Here is a 17,609-nt window from a genome sequence, read left to right on the forward strand (position 1 = left end):
CGCATAATGCGCCCCGCAACGCCGATAAGGTTACGCGAAAAAAAAGATGGCTACGTAGCTCAGCTGGTTAGAGCACATCACTCATAATGATGGGGTCACAGGTTCGAATCCCGTCGTAGCCACCATCTTTTTTTGCGGGAGTGGCGAAATTGGTAGACGCACCAGATTTAGGTTCTGGCGCCGCAAGGTGTGCGAGTTCAAGTCTCGCCTCCCGCACCATTCACCCGTAAGCGTTGCACGGATGGGGTATCGCCAAGCGGTAAGGCACCGGTTTTTGATACCGGCATTCCCTGGTTCGAATCCAGGTACCCCAGCCATTTTTTCTTCGATATAGCGGTTCACCGCAACGGTCATTGGGGTATCGCCAAGCGGTAAGGCACCGGTTTTTGATACCGGCATTCCCTGGTTCGAATCCAGGTACCCCAGCCATCGAAGAATATGATAGTATCTGGCTACGTAGCTCAGCTGGTTAGAGCACATCACTCATAATGATGGGGTCACAGGTTCGAATCCCGTCGTAGCCACCATATTAAGGACGTATCGACTCGTTCGGTAAATCCAAAAAATTGTTGGGGTATCGCCAAGCGGTAAGGCTCTGGTTTCTGATACCAGCATTCCGAGGTTCGAATCCTCGTACCCCAGCCAATTTCAAAAAGTCGTCCACTTTGTGGGTGCACCCGTTGGGGTATCGCCAAGCGGTAAGGCTCTGGTTTCTGATACCAGCATTCCGAGGTTCGAATCCTCGTACCCCAGCCATATTAAAAAAGCTCGCTTCGGCGAGCTTTTTGCTTTTCTAACGTCGGGTGATGGCAAGACTTACCAAGCCTACATGACTTGTAGGCCTGATAAGCGTAGCGCCATCAGGCACCACTCGAGCTACAACCCTAACGCATACTTCAGTGCCTGACGTTTCAGTACGCCAGCGCGCTCTGCGGCCATGAGCCCGAGATTACGCATGATGCGCAGCGGCTGCAGGTTATTGCTGAATCCGGCGTAGAACAGATCCATACCGCTTTGCATGATGAAATTGTCAGTCATACGGCGATTCTGATAACGCTTGAGCACCGGCTGACTGGCCCAGGATTCACCGTAGCTACGCGCATTCACCAGCACATCAATCAACGCATCGACATCACGAAAACCCAGATTAACGCCCTGCCCCGCCAGTGGGTGAATGGTATGCGCGGCATCACCTACCAACGCCAGCCCCGGTTGCACATACTGCAGCGCATGACGACGCGTAAGTGGGAATGCCCCCGCCGCCACAGGCGTAACGTTACCGAGTCGTGAAGGGAAATGTTTAGCGATCTCCGCCTGCAGTTGCGGCATATTTAGCGCTTGCAATTGGCGGATGCGAGCTGGTGAGTCGTACCACACCAGCGAGGCCCAGTTATCGAACAACGGTAAAAACGCGCGCGGACCGTCAGGGGTAAATTGCTGCCAGGTGCTGTCTCCCGGCGAATGCTCGCATTGCACGGTAATCAACATACAGGACTGCGCATACTGCCAGGCATGAATGCCAATCCCGGCCATTTTCCGCACCTGAGAATTGGCACCATCCGCGCCGATAACCAGCTTCGCGCTGATTTTTTCACCGTCTGCCAGTTCAAGTTCATGCCGATCGTGATGTTGATGCAAAGAGAGAAGCGACGCCGGCACGCGCAGCGTAACTTTAGGGTGAACTTCCAGCGCCTGCCAGAGCGCCTGTTGCAGGACCGTGTTCTCCACCATATAGCCCAACAGAGGCAGCTTAAGCTCGGCGGCATCAAACATCACATGGGCATTTTCCCATTCCCATGTTTCCAGACGACGGTAAGGATGGCTACGCATTCCCTGAACCGTATCCCAGACGCCCAGCCCTTTCAGCAACGACACGGAGGCGGAGCTAATGGCCGAAATTCTGACATCAGGCTGTCCGCCAGCAACAAACGGCGCAGGAGCGGCATGTTCAATCACCGTTACCGAAAATCCATGCTGCGCCAGTCCCAGCGCCAGCGCGCCGCCGACCATCCCCCCGCCGACAATGGCAATTTCCGTTGGTTGATTTGTCATGGTCAATTTTCCAGTTACATGTATTGTGTAAGTTTACAGGATTTTTTACCCCTTGAGGCTGACATCCGTCATACTGGTCACAACCGCGCCAAAGCAGTACACTATGCGCCCTGCATTTCAGCCACAATTTCGCAAGAGCAAGTCGATGACCAAAAAACTCCATATTAAAACCTGGGGCTGTCAGATGAACGAATACGATTCATCGAAGATGGCCGATCTGCTGGATGCCACTCATGGGTATCAACTGACTGACGTGGCGGAAGAAGCGGATGTGCTGCTGCTGAATACCTGCTCAATCCGTGAGAAGGCTCAGGAGAAAGTGTTCCATCAACTGGGCCGCTGGAAACTGTTAAAAGAGAAAAATCCCAAGCTCATCATTGGGGTCGGTGGCTGTGTTGCGTCTCAGGAAGGCGATCATATTCGCCAGCGCGCGCATTACGTCGATATTATTTTTGGGCCGCAAACGCTGCATCGCCTGCCGGAAATGATCAACAAAGTGCGTGGAAGCACGACCCGTAGCCCGGTGGTTGATATCAGTTTCCCGGAGATCGAAAAGTTCGACCGCCTGCCGGAACCGCGTGCTGAAGGTCCAAGCGCGTTTGTGTCCATCATGGAAGGTTGTAATAAATATTGTACTTACTGCGTGGTTCCCTACACCCGCGGTGAGGAAGTCAGCCGTCCGGCGGATGATATTCTGTTTGAAATCGCCCAACTGGCAGCCCAAGGCGTGCGTGAAGTGAACCTGCTGGGGCAAAACGTGAACGCCTGGCGTGGTGAAAACTACGACGGCACGATCGGATCCTTTGCCGATCTGCTGCGTCTGGTAGCAGCGATCGACGGCATTGATCGTATCCGCTTCACCACCAGCCATCCGATCGAATTCACCGATGATATCGTTGAAGTTTATCGCGATACGCCAGAGCTGGTGAGCTTCCTGCACCTGCCGGTACAGAGCGGCTCAGACCGCGTATTGAACCTGATGGGACGTACCCACACGGCGCTGGAATACAAAGCGATCATCCGCAAACTGCGCGCTGCGCGTCCAGATATCCAGATTAGCTCCGACTTCATCGTTGGCTTCCCAGGTGAAACCACGCAGGATTTCGAGCAGACCATGAAGCTGATCGCTGACGTCAATTTTGACATGAGCTACAGCTTTATCTTCTCTGCGCGTCCTGGCACCCCTGCCGCCGATATGGTTGATGACGTACCAGAAGAAGAGAAGAAACAGCGTCTGTACATTCTACAGGAGCGTATCAACCAGCAAGCTATGGCCTGGAGCCGTCGTATGGTTGGTACGATCCAGCGCATCCTGGTTGAAGGCACATCGCGTAAGAGCATTATGGAACTGTCAGGGCGTACCGAAAATAACCGCGTGGTGAACTTTGAAGGTACCCCGGATATGGTCGGTAAGTTTGTGGATGTTGAAATTACCGATGTCTGGACGAATTCCCTGCGCGGCAAAGTGGTGCGTACCGAAGACGAAATGGGCCTGCGCATCGCAGAATCCCCTGAATCGGTCATTGCGCGTACCCGCAAAGAAAACGATCTGGGTGTTGGTATTTATCAGCCTTAATCCTGCTGAAAGACGTAAAAAAGGCCCGATACCGCTACACTTATCGGGCCTACACTTCTGGGCTCGCTGTCCCGACGGGCCTTGTAATCAGCCCTGGCATCCCCATATTTATTGCAATGCTTGCGCCTTTCCCCCATGGCGTGAATAATTTCCTTAGATGCCGGTAAATGTTCAGCGTCCGGCGAGACATGCATAAGAGGAACAGTTTGAACATAGACACTCGCGAAATCACCCTTGAACCCGCAGACAACGCCCGCCTGTTGAGCCTTTGCGGCCCATTTGATGACAACATCAAACAGCTGGAACGTCGCCTCGGCATCGAAATTAACCGCCGTGATAACCACTTTAAACTGACCGGCCGCCCAATTTGCGTCACCGCTGCGGCAGATATTTTACGTAGTCTGTACGTCGATACCGCCCCAATGCGCGGTCAGACGCAGGACATCGAGCCTGAACAAATTCATCTGGCGATCAAAGAAGCGCGTGTGCTTGAGCAAAGCGCAGACAGCGTGCCTGAATTTGGCAAAGCGGTGAACATCAAGACCAAGCGCGGAGTAATTAAGCCGCGTACGCCGAACCAGGCACAGTACATTGCAAATATCCTCGACCACGACATCACCTTTGGCGTTGGCCCTGCGGGTACGGGTAAAACGTATCTCGCCGTTGCCGCTGCGGTTGATGCGCTTGAGCGTCAGGAGATCCGTCGTATTCTGCTGACCCGTCCGGCAGTGGAAGCGGGCGAAAAACTGGGATTCCTGCCGGGTGATCTCAGCCAGAAAGTCGATCCCTATTTACGACCGCTGTATGACGCGCTGTTCGAAATGCTCGGTTTTGAGAAGGTTGAAAAGCTGATTGAACGTAACGTCATTGAAGTTGCGCCGCTGGCCTATATGCGTGGCCGTACGTTAAACGATGCGTTCATCATTCTTGATGAGAGCCAGAACACCACCATCGAACAGATGAAAATGTTTCTGACCCGTATCGGCTTTAACTCCAAAGCGGTTATCACCGGCGATATCACCCAGATTGACCTGCCACGTAGCACCAAGTCCGGTCTGCGTCATGCCATTGAAGTACTGGCTGAGGTCGACGAGATTAGTTTTAATTTCTTCCATAGCGAAGACGTGGTTCGCCATCCGGTGGTGGCTCGTATCGTCACGGCGTATGAAGCCTGGGAAGAAGCAGAACAGAAACGTAAAGCCGAGCAGGCTGCAGAACGCAAGCGCGAAGCTCAGGAGCAGGAACAAAAATGAGTCAGGTTATTCTCGATTTACAGCTGGCATGTGAAGACGAATCCGGTTTACCCACAGAAAGTCAGTTTCAGGGGTGGCTGGATGCGGTGATCCCGCAGTTTCAGGAAGAGTCTGAAGTAACCATTCGTCTGGTCGATGACGCGGAAAGCCATGAGCTCAACCTGACCTATCGCGGGAAAGATAAATCCACCAACGTGCTCTCTTTCCCGTTTGAAGCCCCGCCGGGCATTGAGATGCCGCTGCTGGGTGATTTGATCATCTGCCGTCAGGTCGTCGAGAAAGAAGCGCAGGAACAAGGTAAGCCGCTTGAGGCCCACTGGGCGCACATGGTGGTGCACGGAAGCTTGCATTTACTCGGCTACGACCATATCGAAGACGATGAAGCGGAAGAAATGGAATCCCTCGAAACAGAGATTATGCTTGCTCTGGGCTATGAGGATCCGTACATTGCCGAGAAGATTGCAGAATAGTAGCTTGCCGGATGGCGGCGCTTGCGCCTTATCCGGCCTACATTCATGCCTTTCGTAGGCCTGATAAGCGTAGCGCCATCAGGCAAAACATGCCGTCATCAGCTGAGTAAACGCATGACGCGCTTTGTATTAACTAACATGAGAACCCATACGACGCCATGAGCGACGACAATTCACACAGTAGTGACACCTTAAACAGCAAAAAGGGATTTTTTTCCCTGTTACTGAGCCAACTTTTCCACGGTGAACCGAAAAACCGCGACGAACTGTTGGAGCTGATCCGTGATTCCGGGCAAAACGACCTTATCGATGAAGATACGCGCGATATGCTCGAAGGGGTAATGGATATTGCGGACCAACGCGTGCGCGACATCATGATCCCTCGCTCTCAGATGATTACCCTGAAACGCAACCAGACCCTGGACGAATGTCTCGATGTCATTATCGAGTCTGCTCACTCGCGTTTCCCGGTGATTAGCGAAGACAAGGATCACATTGAAGGGATTCTGATGGCCAAAGATTTGCTGCCGTTTATGCGCAGCGATGCCGAAGCCTTCAGCATGGAGAAAGTGTTACGCCAGGCGGTTGTCGTACCTGAAAGCAAGCGGGTTGACCGCATGCTGAAAGAGTTCCGCTCCCAGCGTTATCATATGGCTATCGTCATCGACGAGTTTGGCGGTGTCTCAGGTCTGGTGACCATTGAGGACATCCTTGAACTGATTGTCGGTGAAATTGAAGATGAGTACGACGAAGAAGACGATATTGATTTCCGTCAGCTCAGTCGCCACACCTGGACTATTCGCGCGCTGGCGCCGATTGAAGACTTCAACGAAGCTTTTGGGACCCACTTTAGCGACGAAGAAGTCGATACCATTGGCGGGCTGGTCATGCAGGCCTTTGGTCATCTGCCCGCGCGTGGGGAAACTATCGACATTGATGGTTACCAGTTTAAAGTGGCAATGGCCGACAGCCGCCGTATTATTCAGGTTCATGTCAGAATTCCGGACGACTCACCCCAGCCAAAACTGGACGAATAAACCCGAAACTGGATCTAAGACTACATGGCATTTGCCCCATTAATTGAACGCCAGCGCATTCGCCTGCTGCTGGCGTTATTATTCGGTGCCTGCGGGACACTGGCTTTCTCACCGTATGACATCTGGCCCGCTGCGATTGTTTCGCTGATGGGCCTGCAGGCTCTCACCTTCAACCGCCGTCCGCTCCAGTCTGCCGCTATCGGCTACTTCTGGGGACTGGGACTGTTTGGCTCAGGCATCAACTGGGTTTACGTCAGTATCGCGCAGTTTGGCGGTATGCCCGGCCCGGTTAACATTTTCCTCGTGGTTCTGCTTGCCGCATACCTTTCCCTCTACACCGGTCTGTTTGCCGGCGTGTTGGCGCGCTTGTGGCCGAAAACCACCTGGCTGCGGGTGGCAATTGCCGCGCCGGTAGTCTGGCAAATCACGGAATTCCTGCGCGGTTGGGTACTGACCGGCTTCCCGTGGTTGCAGTTCGGTTATAGCCAGATCGACGGTCCGTTAAAGGGGCTGGCGCCGGTAATGGGCGTTGAGGCGATTAACTTCCTGCTGATGATGGTTAGCGGCCTGTTGGCGCTGGCGCTGGTGAGACGTAACTGGAAGCCGCTGGTTGCCGCACTCGTGCTCTTTGCTCTGCCTTTTCCACTGCGCTATATCCAGTGGTACACGCTTGAGCCGGAAAAAACCACCCAGGTCTCGATGGTGCAGGGCGACATTCCGCAGTCGCTTAAATGGGATGAAGGTCAGTTACTCAACACCCTGAAGATTTATCTCGACGCCACCCAACCCGAGATGGGCAAATCACAGCTAATCATCTGGCCAGAATCTGCTATTCCGGATCTGGAAATTAACCAACAGCGTTTTCTGAGCATGATGGATGACCTGCTGAAATCGAAAAACAGCACACTGATTACCGGTATCGTGGACGCGCGTCTGAACAAACAGAATCGTTACGACACCTACAACACCATCATCACGTTGGGTAAAGACAGTCCGTACAGCTACGATTCCAGCAACCGCTACAATAAAAACCATTTGGTACCTTTTGGCGAGTTTGTCCCACTGGAATCGATCCTGCGCCCGTTAGCGCCGTTCTTTGACCTGCCAATGTCTTCGTTCAGCCGCGGGCCTTATGTGCAGCCACAGCTGCATGCGCACGGCTTTAAGCTGACGGCTGCCATCTGCTACGAAGTCATTCTTGGCGAACAGGTTCGGGATAACTTCCGTCCGGATACGGACTACCTGCTGACTATCTCCAACGATGCCTGGTTTGGTAAGTCCATTGGCCCGTGGCAGCACTTCCAGATGGCGCGGATGCGTTCCCTTGAGCTGGCGCGCCCTCTGCTGCGTAGCACCAACAACGGTATTACAGCGGTGATTGGTCCTCAGGGTGAGATTCAGGCGATGATCCCGCAGTTTACCCGTCAGGTTCTGACCACCAGCGTGACGCCAACCACGGGCCTGACCCCTTATGCCCGTACCGGTAACTGGCCGCTCTGGCTGCTGACCGCGCTGTTTGGCTTTGGTGCGGTGGTCATGAGCCTGCGTCAACGTCGTAAGTAACCTTCCTTCCCCGGCCGGATAACGCCTCGCTTATCCGGCCCACAAACATTTCCCACATCCCATTCTGGCACGTCTATTGCTTTGTTCTACAAGGCAAACGCAGTTTTGGCTGAATGTGCAACCTGGTCGCACCAAAGTTGAGCGCCGGTAGCACCTGAAAAGTGCAACAAGATATTTTTGCCCCCAAATGGTGCGGCGCACTTCGCAAAAATAAACAATAACACAGCAAATTCTTTACATTCATCCAAACTAAATGTTAACAAACACATACAAGACTGCACGTTTTAGTAGCAAACAATAACAACATCACAATGGGTATCAATGCGTCCCTGGCGCAGACGATAAAGGAGTTGGATATGCAATTACGTAAGCTCGCCACTGCCATGCTGGTCATGGGAATGTCCGCCGGTCTGGCGCACGCAGAAGACGCAGCACCCGTGGCAGGCAGCACGCTGGATAAGATCGCCAAAAATGGCGTGATCGTTGTCGGTCACCGTGAATCATCGGTACCGTTTTCTTACTACGATAATCAGCAAAAAGTGGTCGGTTATTCACAGGATTACTCCAACGCGATCGTTGAAGCGGTGAAGAAAAAGCTGAACAAGCCCGATCTGCAGGTAAAACTGATCCCGATTACTTCACAAAACCGTATCCCGCTGCTGCAAAACGGCACCTTCGACTTTGAATGTGGATCCACCACCAACAACGTCGAGCGCCAGAAACAAGCAGCCTTCTCTGACACCATTTTCGTTGTCGGTACCCGTCTGCTGGCGAAAAAAGGCGGCGACGTCAAAGATTTCGCTGACCTGAAAGGCAAAGCCGTGGTCGTGACTTCAGGTACCACCTCAGAAGTGCTGCTGCACAAGCTGAACGAAGAACAAAAAATGGATATGCGCATCATCAGCGCGAAAGACCATGGTGACTCTTTCCGTACTCTGGAAAGCGGTCGCGCCGTTGCCTTTATGATGGATGACGCCCTGCTGGCTGGCGAACGCGCGAAAGCGAAGAAACCAGACAACTGGGAGATCGTTGGCAAGCCGCAATCTCAGGAAGCCTACGGCTGCATGCTGCGTAAAGATGACCCTGAGTTCAAAAAGCTGATGGACGACACTATCGCCAAGGCGCAGACCTCAGGCGAAGCTGAGAAATGGTTTGATAAGTGGTTTAAAAATCCAATTCCACCGAAGAACCTGAACATGAATTTCGAACTGTCAGACGAGATGAAAGCCCTGTTCAAAGAACCGAATGATAAAGCGCTTAACTAACTAAAATAAATGGGAGGCTTCCCCTCCCTCTCGATTGTTACTCGGCACGGACAGACTATAAGCCTGATGGTCGTTCCCCATCAGGCCTGAAAACCGCAAAACGCCGAATAACAATCTTCGAGGGTAGCGCTGCTACCCTTTTTTTTCTGGAGTAGATTTATGTCTATAGACTGGAACTGGGGTATTTTTTTACAACAGGCCCCGTTCGGCAACACCACCTATCTCGGCTGGCTCTGGAGTGGTTTCCAGGTCACGGTCGCGTTATCTATCACCGCCTGGATTATCGCTTTCCTCATAGGCTCTTTATTCGGCATCTTACGTACCGTCCCAAATCGTTTCCTTTCCGGGATCGGCACGCTATACGTTGAGCTGTTTCGTAACGTTCCGCTCATCGTTCAGTTCTTTACCTGGTATCTGGTCATTCCTGAACTGCTGCCGGAAAACATTGGCATGTGGTTCAAGTCGGAACTGGATCCCAACATTCAGTTCTTCCTCTCATCCATGCTTTGTCTGGGGCTGTTTACCGCCGCGCGCGTCTGTGAGCAGGTTCGCGCCGCGATTCAGTCCCTGCCTCGCGGGCAAAAAAACGCCGCGCTGGCGATGGGGCTGACTTTGCCGCAGGCCTACCGCTATGTGCTGCTTCCAAACGCATACCGCGTGATTGTTCCGCCAATGACCTCAGAGATGATGAACCTGGTGAAGAACTCCGCGATCGCCTCCACCATCGGCTTGGTGGATATGGCGGCGCAGGCGGGAAAACTACTGGATTACTCCGCCCACGCATGGGAATCGTTCACCGCCATCACGCTGGCCTACGTCCTGATTAACGCCGTCATCATGCTGGTGATGAATCTCGTCGAACGCAAAATCCGCCTGCCTGGCAATTTGGGAGGCAAATAATGTACGAATTTGACTGGAGTTCTATCGTCCCTTCCCTGCCGTATCTGCTGGACGGGCTGATCATCACCCTGAAAATCACCGTTACGGCAGTCGTCATTGGTATTGTCTGGGGAACCATCCTTGCAGTAATGCGTCTGTCCAGCTTCGCGCCGATTGCCTGGTTTGCGAAAGGCTACGTCAACGTATTTCGTTCTATTCCGCTGGTCATGGTGCTGCTGTGGTTCTACCTGATTGTGCCCGGCTTTTTGCAAAACGTACTGGGTCTGTCGCCTAAAACCGATATTCGCCTGATCTCAGCGATGGTCGCGTTTTCGATGTTTGAAGCTGCGTACTATTCCGAGATTATCCGTGCCGGTATCCAGAGTATTTCTCGTGGGCAATCCAGCGCCGCGCTGGCGCTGGGGATGACACACTGGCAGTCGATGAAGCTGATCATTCTGCCACAGGCCTTCCGCGCGATGGTACCACTGCTGCTGACCCAGGGCATCGTACTGTTCCAGGATACCTCGCTGGTCTATGTATTGAGTCTGGCAGACTTCTTCCGTACCGCCTCCACCATTGGCGAGCGTGACGGCACACAGGTTGAAATGATCCTGTTTGCTGGCGCCGTTTATTTTGTATTCAGTCTGAGCGCATCGTTGTTGGTCAGCTATTTGAAGAAAAGGACAGTTTAATGATTACCCTGAAAAATGTTTCTAAATGGTATGGTCACTTTCAGGTGCTGACCGACTGCTCCACGGAAGTGAAAAAAGGTGAAGTGGTGGTGGTTTGCGGCCCGTCAGGTTCAGGTAAATCAACGCTTATCAAAACGGTGAACGGGCTGGAGCCAGTGCAACAGGGCGTCATCACCGTTGATGGTACCGTGGTGAATGATAAAAAAACCGATCTGGCCAAACTGCGCTCTCGTGTTGGTATGGTGTTCCAGCACTTTGAACTGTTCCCGCATCTGTCGATCATTGAGAACCTTACTTTGGCGCAGGTAAAAGTGCTTAAGCGCGATAAAAAGCCGGCCCGCGACAAAGCGCAAAAGTTACTGGAACGCGTTGGTCTGTCAGCACATGCCGAGAAGTTCCCGGCCCAACTCTCCGGGGGCCAGCAACAGCGTGTCGCTATCGCCCGGGCACTATGTATGGATCCTATCGCCATGCTGTTTGACGAACCGACATCGGCGCTTGATCCTGAAATGATCAACGAAGTACTGGACGTTATGGTTGAACTGGCCAATGAAGGGATGACCATGATGGTGGTAACCCACGAAATGGGCTTTGCGCGTAAAGTGGCGAACCGGGTGATCTTCATGGATGAAGGAAAAATTGTTGAAGACTCACCGAAAGAAGAGTTCTTCGCTAATCCGAAATCGGACCGCGCCAAAGACTTCCTCGCGAAAATCCTGCACTAATCTTGCTGGCGCGCATCTCCATGTGCGCGCCACCTCACGCTTTATCCCTTCGCCTCTCGAAACACATACAGCCCAGCGTTAACCTTGTCACAAAGTCCCACTTACAAGGAGCAACAATGGCACTTCCGATCCTGTTTGATTGCGATCCAGGTCATGACGACGCTATCGCAATTGTTCTCGCCCTCGCCTCACCTGAACTGGATGTGAAAGCGATAACCTCGTCAGCCGGGAATCAGACTCCCGACAAAACGCTGCGTAACGTATTGCGCATGCTGACGTTGCTCAAGCGTACGGATATTCCCGTCGCCGGTGGCGCTATGAAACCACTGATGCGCGATCTGATTATCGCCGATAACGTCCATGGCGAGAGTGGGCTGGATGGTCCGGCGCTGCCGGAACCCACTTTTGCGCCACAAGACTGTACCGCTGTGGAACTGATGGCGAAAACCCTGCGTGAAAGCCCGGAACCGATGACGATTGTCTCCACCGGGCCGCAAACTAACGTGGCATTGCTACTGAATAGCCATCCTGAACTGCACGCCAAAATCGACCGTATCGTGATTATGGGTGGTGCAATGGGCCTCGGAAACTGGACACCCGCCGCCGAGTTCAACATCTTTGTGGATCCCGAAGCCGCGGAGATCGTATTCCAGTCGGGTATTCCGGTGGTGATGGCCGGGCTGGACGTCACGCATAAAGCACAAATACATCGTGAAGATACCGAGCGGTTCCGCGCTATCGGCAATCCTGTTTCGACGATCGTTGCTGAACTACTCGATTTCTTCTTTGAATATCACAAAGATGAAAAATGGGGATTCATCGGTGCACCGCTGCATGACCCATGCACCATTGCCTGGCTGCTGAAACCTGAACTGTTTACCACCGTTGAACGCTGGGTTGGCGTGGAAACTCAGGGTAAATATACCCAGGGAATGACCGTGGTGGACTACTACTTCCTGAGCGGCAATAAGCCAAACGCCACCGTGATGGTGGATGTTGATCGCCAGGGATTTGTCGATTTGCTGGCAGAACGGCTGAAGTTTTACGCCTAACACACGCCGGATGCCGCTAACGCTTAGCCGGCCTACAAAATCGTGCAATTTGTAGGCCGGATAAGACGCTTTGCGTCGCCATCCGGCAATAAGCAATTACGGTTCAAACGGTCGGCGCTGAAACTGATCGTGTCCGCATTTCGGACACAGCGGCAGCACATCCGGGGTGTAAACCGCTAAATGGAAGTGGCACTTCTCGCAGATCAGATTACCTAATCCGACCACCTCGCCGCTGTGATAAACACCGTGATGACTGAGGTCCTGGAATACTTCGCGCCATTCGAGCTGCGTTTTATCGGTAATATCGGCCAGTTCCTGCCAGATACTCTCCTTGATAACCCGCATAAAGACGCTGTCTGTCTCCTCATCGAGACTTTCTTCATAGCTCAGAGCAAACTCTTCCAGGTCACGTCTGACGGCCCGAGTGAGCTCTTCCACCTCGGTTCGCGTTAACTCCCCGGTCTGCATAACTCGTTGACGCGCCTGCTCCACCAACGCATCGATATCGCGTTCGCCATTACGCAGACGTTCGCTCAGTGAAGCTACCAGTTCACGGTAATATTGAGCAACCTTGTTCATCGCTTCGCCTCCTGGGTCGTTAACTGTCTATAATAATAGACGTTATTTACGCTACGCTTTGCAAGACTGTCCACAGAGTGTGTAAATTCGTGCAAGAATTATCCTTGCGGGAATTCAACGCTGAATGCGCGAAAGGCTGTTTTGGCGCGGGCGTTTGGGCTATGCTATGCGGATCTGAAACACCACATCTAGAGCTACGTTTGTAGCTGTATTGAAAACAGGACCACTGGCTGCCATGCAAGAGCAATACCGCCCGGAAGAGATAGAATCCAAAGTACAGCTTCACTGGGATGAGAAGCGCACATTTGAAGTTACCGAAGACGAGAGCAAAGAGAAGTATTACTGCCTGTCTATGCTTCCCTATCCTTCTGGTCGACTACACATGGGCCACGTACGTAACTACACCATCGGTGACGTGATCGCCCGCTACCAGCGCATGCTGGGCAAAAACGTACTGCAGCCAATTGGCTGGGATGCGTTCGGTCTGCCAGCAGAAGGGGCTGCGGTTAAAAACAACACCGCACCAGCACCGTGGACGTACGACAACATCGCATACATGAAAAACCAGCTCAAAATGCTGGGTTTCGGTTACGACTGGAGCCGTGAGCTGGCGACCTGCACCCCGGAATATTACCGTTGGGAACAGAAATTCTTCACCGAGCTATACAAAAAAGGCCTGGTGTACAAGAAAACGTCTGCTGTCAACTGGTGCCCGAATGACCAGACCGTACTGGCGAACGAACAGGTTATCGACGGATGCTGCTGGCGTTGTGATACCAAAGTCGAGCGTAAAGAGATCCCGCAGTGGTTCATCAAAATCACCGCTTACGCTGACGAACTGCTGCGTGACCTGGATAACCTGGATCACTGGCCTGACACCGTGAAAACGATGCAGCGCAACTGGATTGGCCGTTCTGAAGGCGTAGAAATCACCTTCGATGTGAACGATTACGACAACACGCTGACCGTTTACACAACCCGCCCGGACACCTTTATGGGTGCGACCTATCTGGCCGTTGCCGCAGGTCACCCGCTGGCGCAGAAAGCCGCTGCAAATAACCCGGAACTGGCCGCCTTCATTGACGAATGCCGCAACACCAAGGTTGCTGAAGCCGAAATGGCAACCATGGAGAAGAAAGGCGTCGACACGGGCTTTAAAGCCGTTCACCCGCTGACTGGCGAAGAGATCCCAGTTTGGGCAGCAAACTTCGTCCTGATGGAATACGGTACGGGCGCAGTCATGGCCGTTCCGGGCCACGATCAACGCGATTACGAGTTTGCGACTAAATATGGCCTGACCATCAAGCCAGTAATTCTGACCGCTGAAGGCGCAGAGCCGGATCTGTCCGAAAAAGCTCTGACCGAAAAAGGGGTGCTGTTTAACTCCGGTGAGTTTGACGGCCTCGACTTCGAAGCAGCCTTCAATGCCATTGCTGACAAGCTGGTGGCTCTTGGCGTGGGTGAGCGTAAAGTAAACTACCGTCTGCGTGACTGGGGTGTTTCCCGTCAGCGTTACTGGGGCGCGCCGATTCCGATGGTGACATTGGAAGACGGTACCGTACTGCCGACGCCAGAAGACCAGTTGCCGGTTATTCTGCCGGAAGACGTGGTTATGGATGGTATTACCAGCCCAATCAAAGCCGATCCGGAGTGGGCAAAAACCACCGTTAACGGCATGCCTGCACTGCGCGAAACCGACACTTTCGATACTTTTATGGAATCCTCCTGGTACTACGCGCGCTACACCTGCCCGCAGTACAACGAAGGGATGCTGGATCCAGAAGCTGCAAACTACTGGCTTCCGGTTGATATCTACATTGGTGGTATTGAACACGCCATCATGCACCTGCTCTACTTCCGCTTCTTCCACAAGCTGATGCGCGATGCGGGTATGGTCAACTCTGACGAACCAGCTAAACAGCTGCTGTGCCAGGGTATGGTGCTGGCCGATGCGTTCTATTACGTTGGTGCAAACGGTGAGCGTAACTGGGTTTCTCCGGTTGATGCCATCGTTGAGCGCGACGAGAAAGGTCGTATCGTCAAAGCTCAGGACGCAGAAGGCCATGAACTGGTGTATACCGGCATGAGCAAAATGTCCAAGTCGAAAAATAACGGTATCGACCCGCAGGTTATGGTTGAACGTTACGGCGCCGACACCGTACGTCTGTTCATGATGTTCGCTTCTCCGGCTGATATGACGCTGGAATGGCAAGAGTCCGGCGTTGAAGGGGCGAACCGCTTCCTGAAACGTGTCTGGAAGCTGGTTTACGAACATACCTCCAAAGGTGATGTAGCTGAACTGAACGTTGATGTGTTGAGCGAAGACCAAAAAGCGCTGCGTCGCGACGTGCACAAAACCATTGCTAAAGTGACCGATGATATCGGTCGTCGTCAGACCTTTAACACCGCAATTGCGGCGATTATGGAGTTGATGAACAAGCTGGCGAAAGCACCGCAGGAAGACGAACAAGACAGAGCCCTGATGCAGGAAGCGTTACTGGCCGTCGTTCGCATGCTGAACCCGTTCACCCCACACGTTTGCTTCACGATGTGGCAGGCGCTGAAAGGTGAAGGCGATATCGACAACGCACCGTGGCCGGTAGCTGACGAAGCCGCAATGGTTGAAGACTCGACGTTGGTTGTTGTTCAGGTGAACGGTAAAGTCCGTGGCAAAATTACCGTTCCGGTAAATGCGACAGAAGAACAGGTTCGTGAACGTGCTGGCCAGGAGCATCTGGTGGCAAAATATCTTGATGGCGTTACCGTACGTAAAGTGATTTATGTACCGGGTAAACTCCTCAATCTGGTCGTTGGCTAAGCGCGGGAGGAAGCGTGCGACTTCTGACAACATTGTTGTTATCTCTGGCGGTGCTTGTCACCGCCGGGTGTGGCTGGCATCTGCGTAGTACTACGCAGGTTCCACCCTCAATGAAAACCATGATCCTGAACTCTGGCGATCCGAACGGCCCGTTAAGCCGTGCGGTCCGTAACCAGCTGCGTCTGAACGGTGTGACGCTGCTTGAAGACGGTACAATGCGTAAAGATGTGACGTCTTTACGTCTTGGCGCGGTCAGCATTTCGCAGGATACGGCGTCGGTATTCCAGAACGGTCAAACGGCTGAATACCAGATGGTGATGTCCGTAAGCGCTACCGTGCTGATTCCAGGACATGATATTTACCCTATCAGCGCAAAAGTTTATCGTTCGTTCTTTGACAACCCACAGGCTGCACTGGCGAAGGATAACGAGCAGGAGATGATCGTAAAAGAGATGTATGACAAAGCGGCTGAACAGTTAATTCGTAAGCTGCCAAGCGTACATCTGGCTGATACTCTGTCATCCAATGCTGATGATGATGCTAAGCCAGCTGCGACAAAAGCCGCAGAGCCTGCGTCATCTCCGGCGCGTGTCTCCACCACGCTGGGTAACTGATGCTCAAGTTGTACCCTGAACAACTCCGCGCACAGCTCAATGAAGGGCTGCGCGCGGCGTATTTGCTCTTAGGTAACGATCCCCTCTTATTGCAGGAAAGCCAGGATGCCATCCGTCAGGCTGCTGCCACACAAGGGTTCGAAGAACACCACGCCTTCACTCTGGACAACAGCACCGACTGGGGAGAGATTTTTTCACTCTGCCAGGCGATGAGCCTGTTTGCCAACCGTCAAACCCTGCTCCTGCAACTGCCTGAAAATGGCCCCAATGCCGCCATTAACGAACAGCTCGCTTCACTCGTCACACTGCTACATAACGACCTGCTGCTGATTGTTCGTGGTAACAAGCTGACTAAAGCGCAGGAAAACGCCGCATGGTATACCGGACTTGCCAATAATGCGGTGCAGGTCAGCTGCCAGACGCCGGAGCAAGCACAGCTCCCACGTTGGGTCGCCGCGAGGGCTAAACTCAATAACCTGCAACTGGATGACGCAGCCAATCAGCTGTTGTGCTATTGCTATGAAGGTAACCTGTTAGCACTGGCGCAAGCGCTGGAACGGTTAGCATTGCTTTGGCCTGATGGCAAACTAACGCTGCCTCGCGTAGAAAAAGCCGTTAACGATGCGGCGCACTTTACCCCGTTCCACTGGGTGGATGCGCTGCTGATGGGCAAAAGCAAACGCGCGCTGCACATTCTGCAACAGCTACGTCTGGAAGGCAGTGAGCCGGTTATTTTGCTGCGTACGATACAGCGTGAATTGCTGTTGCTGGTCAACCTAAAACGGCAGTCGGCGAATACCCCCTTGCGCACGTTGTTTGATAAACACCGGGTGTGGCAAAATCGCCGGGGCATGATGGGTGATGCGCTAAACCGGCTGAACCCGGCGCAGCTGCGTCAGGCGGTAACGCTGTTAACGCGTACAGAAATTACGCTTAAACAAGACTATGGTCAGTCAGTGTGGGCGGAACTTGAGGGACTGTCCCTTTTGCTCTGCCATAAATCACTGGCCGATGTTTTTATTGATGGTTGA

General features: G+C 53.0%; 15 protein-coding genes and 7 tRNA genes. 20 read left to right on the forward strand and 2 right to left on the reverse strand.

Annotated features, from left to right (window positions below; genetic code table 11):
- Positions 1–48 precede the first annotated feature (48 nt).
- The 7 genes from SK33_RS16465 (at position 49) to SK33_RS16495 (ending at position 756) form a co-directional block, all read left to right on the forward strand.
- A tRNA-Met gene (locus tag SK33_RS16465) sits at positions 49–125 on the forward strand.
- Between the two features lie 9 nt (positions 126–134).
- Positions 135–219, forward strand: a tRNA-Leu gene (locus SK33_RS16470).
- 23 nt (positions 220–242) lie between these two features.
- Positions 243–317 (forward strand) — tRNA-Gln (locus SK33_RS16475).
- A 37-nt stretch (positions 318–354) separates the two neighbouring features.
- A tRNA-Gln gene (locus tag SK33_RS16480) sits at positions 355–429 on the forward strand.
- A 21-nt stretch (positions 430–450) separates the two neighbouring features.
- Positions 451–527, forward strand: a tRNA-Met gene (locus SK33_RS16485).
- Between the two features lie 43 nt (positions 528–570).
- Positions 571–645, forward strand: a tRNA-Gln gene (locus SK33_RS16490).
- 36 nt (positions 646–681) lie between these two features.
- Positions 682–756 (forward strand) — tRNA-Gln (locus SK33_RS16495).
- Positions 757–876: 120 nt separating this feature from the next.
- On the opposite strand, the gene ubiF is transcribed toward SK33_RS16495, so the two are convergent.
- Positions 877–2,052, reverse strand: a complete 1,176-nt coding sequence (gene ubiF, locus SK33_RS16500; RefSeq protein WP_003022782.1) for a 3-demethoxyubiquinol 3-hydroxylase — start codon at positions 2,050–2,052, stop codon at positions 877–879.
- Between the two features lie 145 nt (positions 2,053–2,197).
- Between ubiF and miaB the strand changes: the two genes are divergently transcribed.
- The 10 genes from miaB to rihA all read left to right on the forward strand — a co-directional run bounded on the left by miaB (position 2,198) and on the right by rihA (position 12,567).
- Positions 2,198–3,628, forward strand: a complete 1,431-nt coding sequence (miaB, locus tag SK33_RS16505; protein ID WP_048219325.1) for a tRNA (N6-isopentenyl adenosine(37)-C2)-methylthiotransferase MiaB — start codon at positions 2,198–2,200, stop codon at positions 3,626–3,628.
- 206 nt (positions 3,629–3,834) lie between these two features.
- Complete coding sequence (locus tag SK33_RS16510) at positions 3,835–4,881, forward strand: PhoH family protein (protein WP_003022776.1); 1,047 nt, start codon at positions 3,835–3,837, stop codon at positions 4,879–4,881.
- Positions 4,878–5,351, forward strand: coding sequence for an rRNA maturation RNase YbeY (ybeY, locus tag SK33_RS16515; RefSeq protein WP_003022773.1), 474 nt, complete (start codon positions 4,878–4,880; stop codon positions 5,349–5,351). The genes SK33_RS16510 and ybeY overlap by 4 nt, the downstream gene beginning before the upstream one ends.
- A 158-nt stretch (positions 5,352–5,509) precedes the next feature.
- Positions 5,510–6,388: a CNNM family magnesium/cobalt transport protein CorC gene (gene corC, locus SK33_RS16520; protein ID WP_003022770.1), complete on the forward strand. Its 879-nt coding sequence runs from the start codon at positions 5,510–5,512 to the stop codon at positions 6,386–6,388.
- Positions 6,389–6,412: 24 nt separating this feature from the next.
- Positions 6,413–7,951 (forward strand): apolipoprotein N-acyltransferase, encoded by a 1,539-nt coding sequence (gene lnt, locus SK33_RS16525; protein WP_048219326.1) that lies wholly within the window; start codon positions 6,413–6,415, stop codon positions 7,949–7,951.
- A 356-nt stretch (positions 7,952–8,307) separates the two neighbouring features.
- Positions 8,308–9,216 (forward strand): glutamate/aspartate ABC transporter substrate-binding protein GltI, encoded by a 909-nt coding sequence (gene gltI / locus SK33_RS16530; protein ID WP_048219328.1) that lies wholly within the window; start codon positions 8,308–8,310, stop codon positions 9,214–9,216.
- A 159-nt stretch (positions 9,217–9,375) separates the two neighbouring features.
- Positions 9,376–10,116 (forward strand): glutamate/aspartate ABC transporter permease GltJ, encoded by a 741-nt coding sequence (gltJ, locus tag SK33_RS16535; RefSeq protein ID WP_003022759.1) that lies wholly within the window; start codon positions 9,376–9,378, stop codon positions 10,114–10,116.
- On the forward strand, positions 10,116–10,790 hold the full coding sequence (gene gltK, locus SK33_RS16540) for a glutamate/aspartate ABC transporter permease GltK (RefSeq protein WP_003022757.1): 675 nt from the start codon (positions 10,116–10,118) through the stop codon (positions 10,788–10,790). Before gltJ ends, gltK begins: the two co-directional genes overlap by 1 nt.
- The gene (gltL, locus tag SK33_RS16545) at positions 10,790–11,515 is read left to right on the forward strand and encodes a glutamate/aspartate ABC transporter ATP-binding protein GltL (RefSeq protein ID WP_003022754.1); all 726 of its coding nucleotides are present in this window, start codon (positions 10,790–10,792) and stop codon (positions 11,513–11,515) included. Before gltK ends, gltL begins: the two co-directional genes overlap by 1 nt.
- Before the next feature lie 116 nt (positions 11,516–11,631).
- A complete protein-coding gene (gene rihA, locus SK33_RS16550; protein WP_003022751.1) occupies positions 11,632–12,567 on the forward strand; it encodes a pyrimidine-specific ribonucleoside hydrolase RihA in 936 nt (311 codons plus the stop codon).
- 96 nt (positions 12,568–12,663) lie between these two features.
- On the opposite strand, the gene SK33_RS16555 is transcribed toward rihA, so the two are convergent.
- Complete coding sequence (locus SK33_RS16555) at positions 12,664–13,146, reverse strand: zinc ribbon-containing protein (protein WP_048219331.1); 483 nt, start codon at positions 13,144–13,146, stop codon at positions 12,664–12,666.
- A 235-nt stretch (positions 13,147–13,381) separates the two neighbouring features.
- Between SK33_RS16555 and leuS the strand changes: the two genes are divergently transcribed.
- From leuS to holA, 3 genes are read left to right on the forward strand one after another with little or no spacing between them, the layout of a single operon-like run.
- Positions 13,382–15,964: a leucine--tRNA ligase gene (gene leuS / locus SK33_RS16560; protein ID WP_113772697.1), complete on the forward strand. Its 2,583-nt coding sequence runs from the start codon at positions 13,382–13,384 to the stop codon at positions 15,962–15,964.
- Between the two features lie 14 nt (positions 15,965–15,978).
- The gene (gene lptE, locus SK33_RS16565) at positions 15,979–16,578 is read left to right on the forward strand and encodes an LPS assembly lipoprotein LptE (protein ID WP_003022742.1); all 600 of its coding nucleotides are present in this window, start codon (positions 15,979–15,981) and stop codon (positions 16,576–16,578) included.
- Positions 16,578–17,609: a DNA polymerase III subunit delta gene (gene holA, locus SK33_RS16570; protein ID WP_003022740.1), complete on the forward strand. Its 1,032-nt coding sequence runs from the start codon at positions 16,578–16,580 to the stop codon at positions 17,607–17,609. Before lptE ends, holA begins: the two co-directional genes overlap by 1 nt.

Source organism: Citrobacter sp. MGH103, assembly GCF_001034475.2.
In the GTDB taxonomy this organism is placed as follows: Bacteria; Pseudomonadota; Gammaproteobacteria; order Enterobacterales; family Enterobacteriaceae; genus Citrobacter; species Citrobacter freundii.